Source organism: Luteimonas campi (assembly GCF_051162505.1).
Lineage (GTDB): Bacteria > Pseudomonadota > Gammaproteobacteria > Xanthomonadales > Xanthomonadaceae > Luteimonas.
In genome coordinates this window covers 405198-422080 of the sequence record NZ_JBNWEM010000003.1, presented here as the reverse complement: position 1 = coordinate 422080, position 16883 = coordinate 405198, and the positions used below count along the sequence as shown (strand labels likewise).

Sequence of the window (16883 nt, the reverse complement as noted above, 5' to 3'; positions counted from 1 at the left end):
GGCGTCGCCAGCGACAGCCTGAGCATGCGGAGCCGAACGCGCCGGCGCGCCTCAGCGCGCGGCAGCGTCGTCCGCCAGCGGCGTCAAGGCTTCGATCGCGGCGGCCACGTACACCAGCGGCGCGTTCCAGTTGATGGCGATCTCGTTGCTGGCGTAGCTGCAGTCGTGATCGATCCACGACAGCGCCGGCAGTTTCGACGGATACGGCATCGGGCAGTCGCCGGCATCCTGCTGGCGCGGGTTGGGGCCGCCGGACAGCAGCCCCGGCACCGGCTCGTCGATCCCATCGGCCTGCGACGGCCGGTGGTGGATGTGCCGCGGCGTGCGCAGGCCATGGCCGGTGACGAACGACACGCCCAGCGGATTGCGGCCCAGCACATAGTCCAGCTGCGATTGCGCGGCATCCAGGTACTCGCGTCGCGGCGACAGGCGGTAGCCCTGGATCAGCATCATCGCCTGGTTGAGCGCCTGCGCGCTGCTGCCCCAGACGAAGTCCTCGTCCTGCATGGCCACGCGCCAGGCCGAGTCCTGCGCCACCGCCGCCAGGCGCGCCGCAAGCGCTTCCACCTCTCGCTCCACGCGCGTGCGCATGGCCGCGGGCAGGCGTTCGCGGTGGCGCGCCAGCGAGTTCCATCCCAGGCTGCCCACCTGCGCCCACGAGGGCACCACCGGCGCGGCGGCATGTCGTTCGAACGCAGCCAGGTAGGCCTCGTCCCCGTCCAGCAGGAACAGTTCCGCCGCGGCCCAGGCGAACTCGTCCTGGAGCGAGGCATCGCCATAGGCGCCGGTGTGCACATCCTCCGGCTGGCGGTAGACGACGTCGGGATGCGTCTGCGCCCAGTTCCAGGCGCGCACCGCTGCCTCGCGCATGCGCGCGGGGACGCCGGGAAACTGCGCCTCGAAGGGGGCGTACACCCGTGCCGCCACCGCCATCACGGCGGCGAAATCCAGCGCGGCGGACGTGCTCTTCTGCACCACGTATCGCGTTTCCACCGCGGCCTCGGGCATCACCACGCCATCGAAGCGCAGGTTGGTGAGCTTGTGGTAGACGCCGCCATCGCCCGGATCCTGCATCTCCAGCATCCAGCGCAGGTTCCACCAGGCTTCGTCGAGCAGGTCGGGCACGGCGTCGCCGCTTTCGGGAATGTCCAGGTCGCGGGCGCGGAAGAACTCCGGGAAGTCCTCCCATGCCGCCAGCAACGTGTAGGTCGCGATGCCGGAGTTGACCACGTACTTGTTGTAGTCGCCCGCGTCGTACCAGCCGCCCGGCGCGGCGATCACGGTCCCTGCCGCGCGTCCGCGGCTGGCGGCCGAGGCGTGCACTTCCACGCGCGTGTCCGGATGCCCGCCTGCGCGCGCGTGGCGCCCGGCATGGGCCGGCGAAAGCGCGGTGCCGGCACGGTTGAAGTAGAAGCCCTTGAGCGCGGCATCGGCCAGGCCGGCATAGGGCCGGATGCTGACGACCACGGGGTCGGCCGCGGTCATGCCGTCGAGCCGGAGCCGGTAGCGCCCTTCGGGCAGGAAGCCAAGATCGGCGATCGCAGCCTCGCGGCCGGCGGGAGTCCACACCGCGCGTGGCGTGAGCTGGCCGGCGTGCACGATGCGTCCGTCGGCGTCGTCGATCACCTGGTAGGCCCCGTCGGCGCTGCCTTCCACCACCGCGAGCTTCGCGGCGCCCGGGTGGAAACCGATCTGGTTGAACCGGACCTGGGCCGGGACCAGCGTCGCCGTGCCGGTGCGAGCCTCGCTGGCAGGCGCTTGGGTGGCCGGCACCAGGGCCAGCGCCAGGGCGCAGAAGAAAGCGGATGGCGTATGCATGTCCCGATGCTGACCCGGGAAAGCAGAGGCGCGCAAGTCGGAAGCGCGTGTGGGCGGCGGACCGATCCGGCTGGGCCGGCGTACGCCGACCCAGCCGAACCTGCGCTTAGCATCCAGCATTTCCCTGCGGAACCGCTCCTGATGGCATCCTTCCCTGGAGCCGACGCGACCACGGAGCAACAGTCGGCGAAACCGCCCTTGCAAGCAACGGGCCAAGTACCCGAAAACCCGACAGTATCGCTGACAGTCCAAAATACAGCCCTGTTACATCAACTGGTTGTGGAATAATGCCAACGAAGCTGGACAAGCGTTGTCAATGTCACTGACTCGACAGAATCACTGACACCCTCCGCGTTCCGGCGTGCAATATCGACCTCGCGAACATCGGAGACAGGCATGAAGTTGAGTACACGCATCCGGACGTCGCGGGTGCGCGCGGGCCTATCGCAGGCGGAACTGGCCGAGAGCCTTGGCGTCAGCCGCAGCGCGGTAGGCAACTGGGAGAGCGCGCGCGGCGGCGTGCACCCCTCCAGCGAGCGGCTGGCCGAACTGGCGCTGGCCACGGGCGTGTCCTACGAATGGCTGGCCACCGGGCGCGGCACGCCCATGACGCCCAGCGACGGGATTCCCGCGGCCGATGCCGAGTTCGTCGACGACCTGGTCGAGCGCCGCCTGCTGCAGGGCTTCCGCGCCTGCGGCGAACCGCTCAAGCAGGCGATCCTGGTGCTGGTGGAAGCGCAGTTGCCGGCGCAGCGCGCGCGGCGCCCGCGCAGCGGAGGCTGAGCCTGGCGGCTCAGACCAGCTGCAACGCGACCATCTGCCACAGCCCCGCCAGCGCCATCGCCAGCAGCACCAGGAAGGTCAGCAGGGTCCCTGCAAAGCGCCCGAACGAATAGCCCGCCGAGCCGCCCAGGCCTATCGCGTGCAGCAGGCGGGCGGCCAGCAGGAGCAGGCCGCAGCTCCAGACCAGGACAGGGCTGCTGCCGCACAGCTCCAGCAGGGCCAGCAACAGCAGGGCCAGCGGCACGTACTCGCCGAAGTTGGCGTGCACCCGCACCCGGCGCGACAGCACCTCGTCGCCGCCGCTGCCCACGCCGATCCGGCTGGCGCGGCGGCGCAGCACCACCCGCAGCGCCAACCCCAGGTAAAGCAGGGCATGCAGTGCGGCGATGAACAGGCTGATGCGCGGCGTCATGGTGCGGTTTCCTGCGACAGGGCGCGCGCCGCCAGCCGCGCATGCTGGTGCACCGGAACGAAGCGGCCGCGCTCGTCGCGCGCGAGCTGGACCAGGGCGATCTCCGGATCGTGGGTGAGGAACAGGTGCACGTCGCGCGCCAGCTTGTCCTCGAGGAACGCCTGCTTCTCGTCGATCAGCAGCTCCGGGCAGCGGTCGTAGCCCATCGTGATCGGGACATGCACCCAGGGCAGTCCCGGCACCAGGTCGGCGCAGAACACCACGCCGCCGTGCGGCAGCCCTTCGCGCCGGTCGGGACCCAGGATCTCGGCCAGCATCATGCCCGGGGTGTGTCCGTCGCTGTAATGGAAACGCACCGCATCGCCGAGGCAGGCGGCGCGGTCGCCTTCGACGAATTCGATGCGGCCGCTGGCCTCGAGCAGGGCCGGCAGTTCGGGAACGAAGCTCGCGCGGTCGCGCGCATGCGGGCGGCAGGCGCGCATCCAGTGCCGGCGGCCGACCACGAAGGTCGCGTTGGGGAACAGCAGCTCCGGCTCGCGCCCTTCCGCCCACGGCGCCAGCAGGCCACCGGCGTGGTCGAAGTGCAGGTGGCTGAGCACCACCACGTCGATGTCGCCGTGCTCGAAACCGGCCTCGCGCAGCGAATCGAGCAGCACGTGGCGGCTTTCGGCCACGCCGAAGCGCTCGCGCATCTCCGGCGCGAAGAACGCGCCGATGCCGGTCTCGAACAGCACCGTGCGGCCATTGAGCGGCGTCGCCAGCAGCGCGCGCGTGGCCAGACGGATGCGGTTGAGCGCGTCGGGCTCGGCCCACCGGCTCCACATCGCGCGGGGCGCGTTGCCGAACATCGAGCCGCCGTCCAGGCGCTGGGAATTGCCTTCGATCGACCAGAGTTTCATGACCGCCTCCTGATGGCCGGCGCCCGCGCCGCCGTCACCGTGCGTGCGCGGGTCCCGCGCATGCGCCGGCTTCCGGGGCGCGCAGCAGGGCAGCGCTGCGTCCGACCGGCCGCCGACGCAGCATTCGCGCTCAGCGCACCGCCGCCGGCATCGCCTGCACCGCGGCCTTGCCCACCGGGTTGCGCGGGTCGCTGCCGCCGTGGAGCGAGTTGTCGGACAGCTTCCACTCGACCGTCTGCAGGTTGCCCCACACATGGCTGGACCCGCGTCCGCCCGCCGCCTCGTCGCCCGGCAGCTTCAGCGTGTGGCCCAGTTCGCGCAGCCGTTGTGCGACCTGCGGGCTGAACGTCCCGCTCTCGGCCTCGATCACGTCGGGCATCCACTGGTGGTGATAGCGCGGCAGCGCGGCCACGGCCTGCGCGTCCAGACCCGCGTCGTAGCCCAGGATGCCCAGCAGCACCATGGTGATGATGCGGCTGCCGCCGGGCGTGCCGAGCGCGACGATGCGATCGGCCGACTGCATGAAGGTCGGCGTCATCGAACTGAGCATGCGCTTGCCCGGTTCCGGCGCGTTGGCGTCGTATCCCATCACCCCGAATGCGTTGGGCGTGCCGGGCTTGAGAGCGAAGTCGTCCATCTCGTTGTTGAGCAGCACCCCGGTACCCGGGGGCACCAGGCCCGAACCGAACAGCAGGTTCACCGTCTGGGTCACCGCGACACGATTGCCCTCGGCGTCGATCACGGAGAAATGCGTGGTTTCCTCGTCCTCCAGTGGGGTCTGCTCGCCCGAGAGCAGGTCGCTGGGCGTGGCGCGCGCGGGATTGATCGTCGCGCGCAGGCCGGCGGCGTAGTCGGCGCTGGTCAGCAGGCGCTGCGGCACCTGCACGAAATCCGGGTCGCCGAGGTAGAAGGTGCGGTCGCGGAAGGCCCGGCGCATCGATTCGACGACCAGGTGCGTGCGCGCGGCGGCGTCGAGCTCCTGCAGCTCCCAGCCTTCCAGGATCTGCAGCATCTGCGCCAGCGCGATGCCGCCGGACGACGGCGGCGGCGCGGTGACGATGTCCCAGTCGCGGTAGCGGAAGCGGATCGGCTCGCGCTCCTTGACCGTGTATGCGGCCAGTTCTTCGGCCGTCCAGTGCCCGCCCTCGGCGTTCACGCCCGCCACCAGCTTCTCGCCCACCTCGCCGCGATAGAAGCCGTCGAAGCCGTGCTCGGCCAGCAGTTCGAGCGTGCGCGCGAGATCGGGCTGCCGGAACAGCTCGCCTTCTACCGGCGCCGCACCACCGGCCAGGAACACCTCGCGCGTGCCGGGATAGCGCTCCATCACCTCGCGGCGCTGCTGGTAACCGCGCGCGAGCCGCGCGTAGACGGGGAAGCCCTCGCGCGCCACCCGGATCGCCGGCGCCAGCGAGGTCGACAGCGGCAACTGGCCGTACTTCTCCGCCACGTGCACGAAGGCCGCGGGCAGGCCCGGGATTCCGGCCGACCAGGCACCATTGACCGCACGGTCGCGATCGAAGGAACCATCGGGCTTGAGATAGCGCGCCTGGGTGGCGGACGCCGGCGCGGTCTCGCGCGCATCCACGAACACGTCGCGCCCGGTGTCGGCATCGTGCAGCAGGAAGAAACCGCCGCCGCCCAGGCCCGACGAGATCGGCTCGACCACCGACAGCACCGCCGACACCGCGATCGCCGCGTCGAAGGCGTTGCCGCCCGCGCGCAGGGTTTCGAAGCCTGCATCGGTCGCCAGCGCATGCGCCGAGGCGATGGCCGCGCCTGGCGGATGCGCCGGACGCGATTCGCGCGCCAGCGCGGCCGGCGAGGCGAGGAAGGCCAGCAGCAGGATCGTGCGGAACACGCTGGTCACGGATGGGTCTCCGGCGGATGGGGATCGGGGGTGCCGCCCTGCAGGCGCAGCAACTTGGCCAGCAGTTGCTGCTCGCTCTCGGGGTGCTCCGGGTCCGGGTCGATGCACTCGACCGGGCAGACCATCACGCACTGCGGCTCGTCGAAGTGGCCCACGCATTCGGTGCACAGGGCCGGGTCGATCACGTAGACGGTTTCGCCCTGGGTGATCGCGCTGTTCGGGCAGGCCGGCTCGCAGACGTCGCAGTTGACGCAAAGCTCATTGATCTTCAGGGCCATGCGCGCATTGTAAGCGCTGCGGCGGGCGGGACCCGTTCCACCGGTGGAATGCATGCCAGTCTGGACGGGAGGATCGGCGCCCTGCGGCTCCGAGCGCGGGCAGGCCAAGCGCTTGCCCGGGCGCAGCCCGCTCGCACGGGCATGGGCCGTTCCCCCGCACCGGATCCCCGCCTGCGGCGGGATGACATTCCGGCATCCACGCCTGCCTGCAGCGGGCGTGAGCCGTTCTCCTGAACGGGATCCCCGTCTGCGTGGATGACATTCCGGCATCCACGCCTGCGTGGGGCGGGCGTGGGCGTCTCCCGCACTGATTCCCCGCCTGCGCGGGGACGACGTTCCGGCAGCCACGCCCGCGGTACGCGGGCGTGGCCGTCACGTCACTTGGCTTCGACGAATACGTACTCGACGCCGGCCGGTTCGACGGCCGCGCGCACGCGGTCGTTGTTGGCGGCATCGCCGATGTAGACCACGCGCACGCCCTTCATGGTGTTGGGGGTGACGGTCTCGAAAGCCGAGACGATGAGATTGGCGGTCTTGGTCGGATCGAGGCCGGCATAGGCCAGGATGTTGCCCTTCACGATGCCGCGGGCCACGTCCATCTTGGCCTTGTCCAGGAGACGGTTGTACTCCTCCGGATCCTCGGGGTTGTCGCTGGCCGGGACGCGATAGACGTAGGGCTGCGCGGTGATGCCTTCCATGTGGCGCGGCACCTGGTCGTTCAGGTATGCCTGCCATGCAGCCTTGTCATCGGTGGTCGGCGCGACGACGGGCGCCTGCTCGACCGGTGCGGCCTCTTCCTTGTTGCATGCGGCGAGTGGCAGCACCAGGCAGGCGGCCAGCGCCAGGCGGTTCAACAGTTTCATCTCGAAGACTCCGGGTGTGGTGTGGGGATGACGATATCAGGGGACGTCGCGTCGCCATTCGGCCTGCAGCGCCTCGGCCACGGCCGCGGGCACGAAACCCGAGACGTCCCCGCCGAGGCGCGAGATCTCGCGCACCAGCGACGAAGAAATGAAGCCGTGCTGCTCGGCCGGCGTGAGGAACAGGGTTTCGACTTCGGGGATCAGGTGGCGGTTCATGCTCGCCATCTGGAACTCGTACTCGAAATCCGAGACCGCGCGCAGGCCGCGCAGCAGGATGCCGCCGCCGACTTCGCGCACGAAGTGCGCGAGCAGGCAATCGAAGCCCCGTACCTCCACGTTGGAATGCCTGGCCAGCGCCTCGCGCGCCAGTTGCACGCGCAGCTCCAGCGACAGCGTGGGCCTCTTGGACGGACTGGCGGCGACTCCCACCACCAGCCGCTCGCACAGCGGCGCGGCACGATCGACCAGGTCGATATGCCCGTTGGTGATCGGGTCGAAGGTTCCGGGATAGACCGCGGTACGTGTGCGGGCCGGGCTCATGATCGGTGGCGGTCTTGCAGTCGTTGTCCGGGATCGCCGGCAGTGTAGCAGCGCAGCCGGCCGCCGTTCAGCCGCGGCGGTACAGCGCGTGGCGCGTTTCGCGCGTGCTGCCCTCGCGGTGCAGCCGCCAGTCCGCGCCTGGGTCGATGCTGCGCTGCAACGGAGCCTCGACATACAGCCAGGCCTGCTCCGCCATCCAGGCATCGAGCGCGGCGAGCGCGGGCTCCCACAGCCCGGCCGCGAAGGGAGGATCGACGAACGCGATATCGAAGCGGCCATGCAGCGGCGCGCGCAGGAACGCCAGCGCATCGGCCTGCACGACCGTGGCCGCATCGCCGCCCTGCAGACGCGCGGCCACCGCGCGCAGCGATTCGCACTGGCGCCCGTCGCGCTCCACCAGCAGCGCCTGTCGCGCGCCGCGCGACAGCGCTTCCAGTCCCAGCGCACCGCTGCCCGCGAACAGGTCCAGCACGCGCGCGCCCGGCAGCACCGGCTGCAGCCAGTTGAACAGGGTTTCGCGCGTGCGGTCGGAGGTCGGACGCAGGCCATCGGCATCCGCGACCGGCAGGCGGGTGCCCCGCCAGTGGCCGCCGATGATGCGCACGCTGCCGGCAGCGCGCTTCACGGTGCGGGCGCGGCCTTCTGCGCGGCGATGAAGCCGCGCACCTCGTCTTCCAGCACCGGCAGCGGCACCGAACCCAGGTTGAGCACGGTGTCGTGGAAGCTGCGCTGGTCGAAGCGCGCACCGAGCTCACGCTCGGCTTCCGCGCGCAGGTCGAGGATCGTGCGATAGCCCAGGTAATAGGCCAGCGCCTGCCCGGGCCAGGAGATGTAGCGGTCGACCTCGGTCACCACGTCGTGGCGGGCCAGCGCGGTATGGCTGGCGAGGTAGTCGATCGCCTGCTCGCGGCTCCATCCGAACTCGTGCACGCCGGTGTCGATCACCAGCCGCGCCGCGCGCCACATCTCGAAGGTCAGCCGGCCGAACTCCTCGTAGGGCGTCTCGTAGATGCCCATCTGCATCCCCAGCCACTCGGTGTACAGGCCCCAGCCTTCTCCGTAGCCGGAGAAGTAGGTCTGCTGGCGGAAATCGGGCCGCGCCGGCGCCTCCAGCGCGAGCGCGGCCTGGAAGCTGTGCCCGGGCGCGCATTCGTGCACCACCAATGCCGGCAGGTTGTAGAGCGGCCGCGACGGCAGGTCGTAGGTGTTGAACAGGCAGGCGTCCAGGCCGCCGCGGCCGGAGGTGTAGATCGGCGCGATGTCGTCGGGCACCGGCAGGATGGTGAAGCGGTAGCGCGGCAGCGTGTTGAACGCGTACTTGAGCTGTCCGTCGACCTTCTTGGCGATGTAGGACGCGGTGGCCAGCAGTTCGCGCGGGCTGCGCGCGTAGAACTTCGGGTCGGTGCGCAGGTACTGCAGGAACTCCTCGAACGTGCCTTCGAACCCGGCGCGCCCCATCACCTCGCGCATCTCCGCCTGGATACGCGCCACCTCGCGAAGGCCGGTTTCGTGGATCTCGCGCGGATCCATGTCGCGGGTGACGTATTCCCGCACCTGGGTGCGGTAGAACGCGCGGCCATCGGGCAGGTCGCTGGCCGCGATCGTGGTGCGCGCCTGCGGCATGTACTCCTCACGGACGAACGACAGCAGCCGCGCGTAGGCGGGCACCACCTGTTCCAGCACCAGCGCGCGTCCCTCGGCCTGCAACTGGCCGCGCAGCGGTTCCGGAATCGAGGCCGGCATCGCCCCGAGCGACGCCAGAAAGGGGTTGGACGCGTCGGTGCGGGTGTAGGGCTCGATGGTGTCGTCGCGCCCCTCGATGCTCACCCGGGGCACGCTCCAGCCACGCGCCAGGCCCTGGCGCATGTTGGCGATGTGCTGGTCGAAATGGCCGGGCAGATCGCGCAGCCGGCCGAACAGACGCCGCCAGTCGGCCTCGCGCGCGTAGGGCTGGCGCGGCACGAGATAGCCCCAGAAGAACGAGTCGCTGTTGAACGGGGCTTCCCAGGTGCGCCAGGTGGCCGAGTTGTAGTCGGCCTCGACCATGCTGCGGAACACCGCGGCATTGATGCGTTCCTGCGGCGACAGCGCCGCGGGGTCGATCGCATCCAGCGCCTGCAGCACCTCCTGCCAGTAAGCTGCGCGGCGCTCCCAGTCGGCGGGCGCGATCGCCGGCATGCGCCCGCCAGCCTGCCAGCGGCCGTCGATCTTCTCGCGCGCGAACTCCTGCTGGCGCCAGGCCCACTCCTGCGTGTACAGCGCGCGCAGCGCTTCGTCCGCGGCGCTCGCCACGGGCTGCGTCCCCTCCTCCTGCATCGTCGCTGGCTCCTGCGCCAGCACCCCCTGGCCAAGCGGCAGCGACAGGGCCAGCGACAGCGCGATGGCGATGCGGCGGGCACGGGAATTGGGCATTGCAGGCTCCGGGAACGGACGGCGTCGAGGCCGCCGATGGAACCCGATCCGGCCGCGGATGCCAAGGGCCTGCGGTCACGGCCGGCCACACCCCCGGTGGTAGCATGTCCGGCCCCTCGACCGCCCCCTGCCGGTCCGCATTCCGCTGATGATCCGACTGTTCGGCCGCAAGAAACCAGAATCCGGGACTGCCGCCGACGACCGCGGCGAGGGCGGTGCTGGCGGGCGCCGGAGCGGTTTCAGCATCGAGGAACTGGCGGCCGCCTTCCCGGACGCGGCACAGGAGCCGGCGCCTGCGCAGACGGAGGAAACCGTTGCGGCGCCTGCGGCGCCGGTGTCCGAGGCCCTGCCGGTCGAGCCTCCCTCGACGGCTCCCGCACAGATGCAGCAGCCGCAGGCCGAAGCCCCTGCTCCGGAGCCGCGGGCCGAAGCGCCCGCCGCTGCTGCGCGCGCGGACGCGGCTCCGTTGCCCGCCGAACCTCCCGCCGCAGCGCCCGCATTGAGTCCGCCGTCCCCGCGTGCGGCCGAACCGGCCCTGGCCGAAGACGGCAGCCTGCCGCCAGCCGCCGCCGGCAGGCCCGGCTGGCGCGAGCGGCTGCGCGGCAGCGTGTTCGCGCGCAGCGTAGGCGGCCTGTTCTCGCGCAATCCCAGGCTCGATGACGACCTGCTCGACGAGATCGAAACCGCCCTGCTCACCGCCGACGTCGGCGTCGCCGCGACCACCACGCTGGTCGAGGGCCTGCGCAAGCGGATGAAGGCGCGCGAGTTCGCCGACGCGCGCGCATTGCTCACCGCCCTGCGCGGCGAGCTGGTGGCGATGCTGCAGCCGATCGCCCGCCCGCTGCAGATCGACGGGCAGGCCAGGCCCTTCGTGATCCTCACCGTCGGCGTCAACGGCGTGGGCAAGACCACCACCATCGGCAAGCTGGCGCGCCGCTTCCGCGACGAAGGCCGCAGCCTGATGCTGGCGGCCGGCGATACCTTCCGCGCCGCCGCCGTCGCGCAGCTGCAGGCCTGGGGCGAGCGCAATGGCGTGGCGGTGATCGCGCAGGGCCAGGATGCCGATCCTGCGTCGGTCGCGTTCGACGCGCTGCAGGCGGCGAAGTCGCGCGCCACCGAGGTCCTGATCGCAGACACCGCCGGCCGCCTGCATACCCAGCAGGGGCTGATGGCCGAGCTGGGCAAAATCCGCCGCGTGCTGGGCAAGATCGACGCGTCCGCGCCGCACGAGGTGCTGATGGTGATCGACGGCACCACCGGCCAGAACGCGCTGTCGCAGCTGCGCCAGTTCCACGCTGCGGTGAATGTCACCGGCCTGGTGGTCACCAAGCTCGACGGCACCGCGAAGGGCGGCGTGGTGTTCGCGCTGGCGCGCGAGTTCGGCATCCCGATCCGGTTTGCCGGCATCGGCGAGCGGCCCGAGGACCTGCGCGTGTTCGACGCCGAGGCCTTCGTCGACGCGCTGTTGCCCGACAGCCTCGGGTGAGCGGCGACCCGCGCCAGGCCGGGCCGCCGCGTGCGCGCCGGCGCTGGTGGCGGATGCTCCTCCTGCTGCCGCTGCTGCTCCTCGCGCTGCTGGCGCTGCTGGCCCTGGCGCTCTGGCTTGCGCTGCCGCCAGAGCGCGCCGTGCCGATGCTGCTGACGCGCATCGGGGCGACGATGGGCCTGGAGATCAGCGCCGAAGGCGACGCGGCCACGCGCCTTGGGCGTCATCCGGTGATCGTGGTGCGCGACCTGGTGGCGCGCGCGCCGGGAGCGTCGCGCCCACTGCTGCGTGCGCGACGGATGGAGGTGGCAGTGCCTTGGCGGACCATCCGCGGCCTGGGCGATCCACTGGAACTGGTCCGCATCGAACTCGATGCGCCCGAGCTCGACCTGCCGGCGCTGCAGCACTGGCTGGCGTCGCGCCCGCCCGGCACCGGCCGCCTGCCCGTGCTCGACGAGGGCCTGCAGGTCCGCGACGGACGCATCGAGGGCGACGGCTGGCGCCTGGACGCGCTGGCGCTGTCGCTCGGAACACTGCGCCACGACGCACCGGTCCGTGCGCGGATCTCGGGCCGTTATGCGGATAGCGGCACCCGCGCGCCGTTCGCGCTCGCCGCGACGCTGCAGCGGCCGGACAGCGGACGCGGCTTCGCGGTCGTGGGTGGCGTGTCGCCGGCACGCGACGGGTGGAGCCTGCCGTCGCGCGTGACCCTTTCCGGCGCGCTGCACTGGGAGGGCGGCCTGGCGCTGCTGCCGGCCAGGTTCGGCGCGGCCGGGCGCTATCTCTCGGGAGACACATCGATCCCCTTCGCGCTGGGCCTGCACGGGCCGCTGCGCGGCCACGGCAGCGCATGGACCCTGCTTCCCGCGGGCGTGGCCTTGCGCGGCGGCGGCATGGTGCCCGAACTCGATGCCTGTGGACGACTGGCGCTGGGCCGCCGGCTGCTGCTGGAGATCGACGGTCGCATCGCGCAATGGCCGGCCGGGTGGCCGGTGCTGCCGCCGCCGCTGGGCGCATCGCGGCAGCCGCTTGCGCTGACCGCCCGCTACCTCGGCCCGCTGGATCTACGCGCGCCGCTGGGCCTGGGCGTGGCGCGCGACGATCTGCGCTTCGACGGTCGCCTCGACGTGCCCGGGCTCGTGGCCTGGGCCTCGAACCCGGGACAGGGGAGCCTGCTGCCGCCCGTCGATGGCCAGCTCGAGGCCGAGGCGATGGAGATTTCAGGCGCGCGGCTCGAAGGCGTGCGCATCGAGTTCGAGGACGAGGCCTCGCCCACGCCATGAGCGCCCTGCCGCCCATCGAGGACGGAGTCGGCGACCGCTACGCCAGCCGCCTGCTGCAGTGGTTCGACGTCTCCGGCCGCCACGACCTGCCCTGGCAGCATCCACGCACGCCCTACCGCGTGTGGCTGTCGGAGATCATGCTGCAGCAGACGCAGGTGCGCGTGGTGGTGCCCTACTTCGAGCGGTTCGTGGCGGCGTTGCCGGATGTGCGCGCACTCGCGGCCGCGTCGCTCGACGAGGTTCTGGCGCTGTGGTCGGGCCTGGGCTACTACGCCCGCGCGCGCAACCTGCATGCGGCCGCGCAACGCTGCGTCGAGCATCACGGCGGCGAACTGCCGCGCGATCACGACGCCCTGCTCGCCCTGCCCGGCATCGGCCGCAGCACCGCGGCCGCGATCCTTTCGCAGGCCTGGGGCGAGCGCTTCGCGATCCTCGACGGCAACGTCAAGCGCGTGCTGTGCCGGGTGCACGGCGTGGAAGGATGGTCGGGGCTGCCCGCCGTCGAGAAGCGGCTGTGGGCCATCGCCGACGCGCAGCTGCCGGGCGTGCCCGAGGGGCGCATGGCCGACTACACCCAGGCGCAGATGGACCTCGGTGCGACGCTCTGCGCCCGCCACGCGCCCTCGTGCATGCTGTGTCCGCTACAGGCGGACTGCGTGGCGCAGCGCAGTGGCCGCGTCGAGGACCTGCCCACGCCCAAGCCCGGCAAGCCGCTGCCGCAACGCCAGGCCATCGCCCTGCTGCTGCGCGACGCGCAGGGCCGCGTGCTGATACAGCGTCGCCCGCCCACCGGCATCTGGGCCGCGCTGTGGTCGCTGCCCGAGCACGTCGAGATCGCCGCCGCACGGGGCTGGTTCGAGCGCAACATCGGGACCGGTTTCGACGATGGCGAAGCCATGCCCGCGGTCGCCCATGCCTTCACCCACTTCCGCCTCAGCCTGCAGCCGCTGCGATGGTCGGGCGTGTCGCTGCGCGCAAGCGTGCGCGACGATCCCGACCTGCGCTGGCTGACGCGCGACGAGCTGCCGTCGCTCGGCATCCCGGCCCCGGTTCGCAGCCTGCTCGAAGCCGCATTTGACAGCTAGGCGCGCGCCCTCGCGCTCTGGCCGCCCGCGCCGCGGGCCCGGCAGCATCGGGCGGAGGCTCCTACAATGGACGCCGGCAATCCTTCCGAGCGCACGCCATGGCCCGCACCGTCTTCTGCAGCTACGAACAACGCGACACCGAAGGCCTGGACTTCGTGCCCTGGCCGGGCGAACTGGGCAAGCGCGTGTTCGCCAGCGTCGGCAAGTCCGCCTGGGCCGCCTGGCTGTCGCACCAGACCATGCTGATCAACGAGAACCGGCTCTCCCCGCTCGATCCGAAGCATCGCGCCTTCCTCGAAGAGGAAATGCAGAAGTTCCTGTTCGGCGGCGGCGCCGAGAAGCCCGCGGGCTACGTGCCCGAGGCCTGATCGTCCAAGTCGACGGGCCGACGCGTCGTTCGCGCCTCAGGAGCCGGCTTCGCTTGCGCGCTCCTGCGCGCGCGCCTCGCGCAGCTCCTTTTCCGAAGTCCGCAGCGCCCTGACGTCGAGCGGCCGGATCTCGCGGATGTGGCAGGGCAGCTGCATCGCACCGCTGCCGTGCGCGATGACCTTGTCGAAGCGCGCATGCACCTGGTTCATCTGGCTGGTCAGGCCGATGGCCGGGGCGAACTCCAGGTCGTGGCACGGCCCCTGCAAGGCCAGCAGCCAGGCCTCCGAGGGCCGGGTCCAGACCGCCAGCGTGCTGTCGTCGAGCGGCGTCCAGCCGTTGATGCTGCCGAAGAAACGGAAGCTGGAGACCGGCTCACCGGCGTGCGACTGGTAGAGGGCCAGCTTCTCGGCCGCGCGCGCGCCGCCATCCGAGGCGCACGCCGACAGCGCCAGCATTGCCGCCAGCGCGGCCCCGACTCCGTGTGTCCTGTTGTCCATCGTGGCCTCCCGCGGCAACGCCGCCTCGGTGGTGGTGACCTCATGATGCGCTGCCACGCGCCGCCCATGCGCCGCGCGACCGCCCGCGGTTCAGGACCGGGTCGGCATCGCCGTCGCGCGGGCCGGATGCGACAATGGCGGGCATGCACCCATCGCACAGTCGGCATGACGTCTTCTCCTGGTGACTTCCGCTTCGGCACCGTCATCGTCGGTGGCGGTGCCGCCGGCACCCTGGTCGCGATCCGGCTGCTGAAAGACGAAGGCCACACGGGCCCCGTGGCCATCGTCGAACCCGACGAAGTGCTGGCGCGTGGTGCCGCCTATGGCACCGGACGCGCCGAGCACCTGCTCAATGTCGTCGCCGGCCGGATGAGCGCGCTGGCCGAACAGCCCGGACATTTCGTGCAGTTCCTGGCGCAGGACGGCGCGGGCGACGCGGAAGGGCTGGGCGACAGTTTCGCCAGCCGTCGCGACTACGGTCGCTACCTGCGCCATACGCTCGAATCGCTGCCGCGCAGCCCGGTGCATCTGCGCGAGCGCGTCGTCGACATCGAGCGCGCCGATGGCGGGTTCCGCCTGCACCTGGCCTCGGGGGCCGGCGTTCTCGCCCGCCACGTGGTGCTGGCCGTGGGCAATGCACCGCGTCCCCTGCCCGACTATCTGCTGCATCCCGGGATGCGGCTGGCGGAAGCCTGGGACTATGACGCCATCCAGGGCATCGAGGCCGATGCCAGCGTCTGCATCCTCGGCTCGGGCCTGAGCATGGTCGACGCTGCGCTCAGTTTGGCCGCCGCCGACCATCGCGGCCCGATCCACGTGCTCTCGCGTCACGGCCTGATGCCCTTGCCGCATGCGCGGACCGGCCCGCAGCATGGCGCGGGCGTGGACGATCTGCTGCCGCTGGGCGTTCGCGACCGCTGGCGCGTGCTGCGCCGGCGCGTCGCCGACGCAGTCGCCGGCGGCGAACCCTGGCAGTGGAGTTTCGACCGCCTGCGCCATCACGGCCAGGCACTGTGGCAATCGCTCGACGACGGCCAGCGCCGCCGCTTCCTGCGCCACGCTGTGCGCTACTGGGACATCCATCGCCACCGCATCGCGCCGCACGTGGCAGCGACGCTCGATCGCCTGCGCGGCAGCGGCCAGCTGCGGATCGAGGCCGGCCGGCTGCGCTCGATCTCCGCCGCTCCCGCAGGCGGCAGCCTCGTGGGCTTCCGCCCGCGCCACGCCGAGGCCGAAAAAGCGCTGCATGCCGACTGGATCGTCAACGCCACCGGCGTGGAAACCAATATCGACCTGCGCCCCGGCACCCTGCTGACCGCCCTGCGCGAACGCGGCCTGGCCCTGCCCGGTCCGCAAGGGCTGGGGCTGGCGAGCAGCGGCATCGGCCAGATGGTCGACTGCCGCGGCCGGCCCGATCCCGCGCTCTACGTGCTGGGCGCGCTGCGCATCGGCGACCTGTGGGAAAGCATTGCCATCCCGGAACTGCGCGAGCAGGCCCGCGGGATCGCCGAGCACATTCTCGCGTCGGGCGCTTCAGCGGCAGATTGATTGCGGTACGCGCGCCCGAAGGGCCGCATCGCCAGCATGGTGATCGCGAGCCGCGGGCCGCGGGCACGGCGTGCGAGGCGCGATCGCGGCGCTCCTTTGAGCGTGCGCGCCGGGCCGGGCGGCGCCCAGCAGTACTCGCGATCAGCCGCAGGTCGCAATCACCACCGATCGTCCGGCGCCCATCGGCACCAGCACCGCCGTCGGACGGCCGGTTTCCACATAGCGGCGCGAGGCCAGCGTATGCGCCTCCTCGATCGCCTGCAGCTTGGTCGGACGGTACAGCGCCTCGGCTTCGGCCACACCCTGGCCGCGCACCCGCCAGCCTCCGGCGGAGGCTTCGATCTCGAACAGTTCGCGAATCATGGTCCGGCACCTTCGAAAGAAAGGTGCCCCGGCTGGTTTGGCGATCTCCGGCCCAACCCGCGTCCCTGCAGCGCCATACTCCGATGCGCGCTGCCGGGGCGGAGGGAAGCTTGCGCCACGACTCGTCTCCGCGCCGTCGGGCGGATCCCCGACGTGATGTAGGAAAAGTCCTACAGCGCGCGGAAGCCGGCGCTCGGGCAACAAAAAACCGCCCCGGAGGCGGTCTTGTCCACGCTTCGAAATGGTGGCCGGGGAGGGAATCGAACCCCCGACACGGGGATTTTCAATCCCCTGCTCTACCAACTGAGCTACCCGGCCACGCGCTCCGGCGCTGGGCCGTGCGAGCCGCGCATGATACGGGCGCTTGTCCGTCCGGGCAA

Annotated in this window: 17 protein-coding genes and 1 tRNA gene; 6 read left to right on the top strand and 12 right to left on the bottom strand. The window is 71.4% G+C overall.

The window, feature by feature from the left end; translation table 11 throughout:
- Positions 1–51 precede the first annotated feature (51 nt).
- Complete coding sequence (locus tag ACQYVW_RS11865) at positions 52–1818, bottom strand: glycoside hydrolase family 9 protein (RefSeq protein WP_434935065.1); 1767 nt, start codon at positions 1816–1818, stop codon at positions 52–54.
- A 396-nt stretch (positions 1819–2214) separates the two neighbouring features.
- On the opposite strand from ACQYVW_RS11865, the gene ACQYVW_RS11860 reads away from it, so the two are divergent.
- Entirely contained in the window at positions 2215–2601 is a 387-nt protein-coding gene (locus ACQYVW_RS11860; RefSeq protein WP_434935067.1) for a helix-turn-helix transcriptional regulator, read from the top strand.
- Between the two features lie 10 nt (positions 2602–2611).
- On the opposite strand, the gene ACQYVW_RS11855 is transcribed toward ACQYVW_RS11860, so the two are convergent.
- The 8 genes from ACQYVW_RS11855 to ACQYVW_RS11820 form a co-directional block, all read right to left on the bottom strand.
- Complete coding sequence (locus ACQYVW_RS11855) at positions 2612–3013, bottom strand: MAPEG family protein (RefSeq protein ID WP_434935069.1); 402 nt, start codon at positions 3011–3013, stop codon at positions 2612–2614.
- The gene (locus tag ACQYVW_RS11850; RefSeq protein WP_434935071.1) at positions 3010–3912 is read right to left on the bottom strand and encodes an MBL fold metallo-hydrolase; all 903 of its coding nucleotides are present in this window, start codon (positions 3910–3912) and stop codon (positions 3010–3012) included. The genes ACQYVW_RS11855 and ACQYVW_RS11850 overlap by 4 nt, the downstream gene beginning before the upstream one ends.
- Before the next feature lie 130 nt (positions 3913–4042).
- A complete protein-coding gene (ggt, locus tag ACQYVW_RS11845) occupies positions 4043–5779 on the bottom strand; it encodes a gamma-glutamyltransferase (RefSeq protein ID WP_434935073.1) in 1737 nt (578 codons plus the stop codon).
- Complete coding sequence (locus ACQYVW_RS11840) at positions 5776–6057, bottom strand: YfhL family 4Fe-4S dicluster ferredoxin (protein ID WP_434935075.1); 282 nt, start codon at positions 6055–6057, stop codon at positions 5776–5778. The genes ggt and ACQYVW_RS11840 overlap by 4 nt, the downstream gene beginning before the upstream one ends.
- Positions 6058–6434: 377 nt before the next feature.
- The gene (locus ACQYVW_RS11835; protein ID WP_434947116.1) at positions 6435–6920 is read right to left on the bottom strand and encodes a hypothetical protein; all 486 of its coding nucleotides are present in this window, start codon (positions 6918–6920) and stop codon (positions 6435–6437) included.
- A gap of 36 nt (positions 6921–6956) precedes the next feature.
- The gene (coaD, locus tag ACQYVW_RS11830; protein WP_434935079.1) at positions 6957–7460 is read right to left on the bottom strand and encodes a pantetheine-phosphate adenylyltransferase; all 504 of its coding nucleotides are present in this window, start codon (positions 7458–7460) and stop codon (positions 6957–6959) included.
- A 67-nt stretch (positions 7461–7527) separates the two neighbouring features.
- Positions 7528–8085, bottom strand: a complete 558-nt coding sequence (gene rsmD, locus ACQYVW_RS11825; RefSeq protein WP_434947115.1) for a 16S rRNA (guanine(966)-N(2))-methyltransferase RsmD — start codon at positions 8083–8085, stop codon at positions 7528–7530.
- Positions 8082–9872: a DUF885 domain-containing protein gene (locus ACQYVW_RS11820; protein ID WP_434935083.1), complete on the bottom strand. Its 1791-nt coding sequence runs from the start codon at positions 9870–9872 to the stop codon at positions 8082–8084. Before ACQYVW_RS11820 ends, rsmD begins: the two co-directional genes overlap by 4 nt.
- A gap of 148 nt (positions 9873–10020) precedes the next feature.
- On the opposite strand from ACQYVW_RS11820, the gene ftsY reads away from it, so the two are divergent.
- The 4 genes from ftsY to ACQYVW_RS11800 all read left to right on the top strand — a co-directional run bounded on the left by ftsY (position 10021) and on the right by ACQYVW_RS11800 (position 14094).
- Positions 10021–11358 carry a signal recognition particle-docking protein FtsY gene (gene ftsY / locus ACQYVW_RS11815; protein WP_434947114.1) on the top strand — a complete coding sequence of 446 codons (1338 nt, stop codon included), beginning with the start codon at positions 10021–10023 and terminating at the stop codon, positions 11356–11358.
- Positions 11355–12641 (top strand): AsmA family protein, encoded by a 1287-nt coding sequence (locus ACQYVW_RS11810; protein WP_434947224.1) that lies wholly within the window; start codon positions 11355–11357, stop codon positions 12639–12641. Before ftsY ends, ACQYVW_RS11810 begins: the two co-directional genes overlap by 4 nt.
- Positions 12638–13726 carry an A/G-specific adenine glycosylase gene (mutY, locus tag ACQYVW_RS11805; RefSeq protein ID WP_434947113.1) on the top strand — a complete coding sequence of 363 codons (1089 nt, stop codon included), beginning with the start codon at positions 12638–12640 and terminating at the stop codon, positions 13724–13726. Before ACQYVW_RS11810 ends, mutY begins: the two co-directional genes overlap by 4 nt.
- Before the next feature lie 98 nt (positions 13727–13824).
- The gene (locus ACQYVW_RS11800) at positions 13825–14094 is read left to right on the top strand and encodes an oxidative damage protection protein (RefSeq protein ID WP_434935778.1); all 270 of its coding nucleotides are present in this window, start codon (positions 13825–13827) and stop codon (positions 14092–14094) included.
- A 36-nt stretch (positions 14095–14130) separates the two neighbouring features.
- Here the strand turns inward: ACQYVW_RS11800 and ACQYVW_RS11795 are convergent, their stop codons facing one another.
- A complete protein-coding gene (locus tag ACQYVW_RS11795) occupies positions 14131–14592 on the bottom strand; it encodes a DUF6491 family protein (RefSeq protein ID WP_434935785.1) in 462 nt (153 codons plus the stop codon).
- Positions 14593–14757: 165 nt separating this feature from the next.
- Here ACQYVW_RS11795 and ACQYVW_RS11790 point away from each other — a divergent pair, with 165 nt between their 5' ends.
- Entirely contained in the window at positions 14758–16140 is a 1383-nt protein-coding gene (locus ACQYVW_RS11790) for an FAD/NAD(P)-binding protein (RefSeq protein ID WP_434947112.1), read from the top strand.
- Positions 16141–16281: 141 nt separating this feature from the next.
- On the opposite strand, the gene ACQYVW_RS11785 is transcribed toward ACQYVW_RS11790, so the two are convergent.
- Both ACQYVW_RS11785 and ACQYVW_RS11780 read right to left on the bottom strand, forming a co-directional pair.
- Positions 16282–16503, bottom strand: coding sequence for a hypothetical protein (locus ACQYVW_RS11785; RefSeq protein ID WP_434947111.1), 222 nt, complete (start codon positions 16501–16503; stop codon positions 16282–16284).
- A gap of 242 nt (positions 16504–16745) precedes the next feature.
- Positions 16746–16821, bottom strand: a tRNA-Phe gene (locus ACQYVW_RS11780).
- Between the last annotated feature and the right edge of the window lie 62 nt (positions 16822–16883).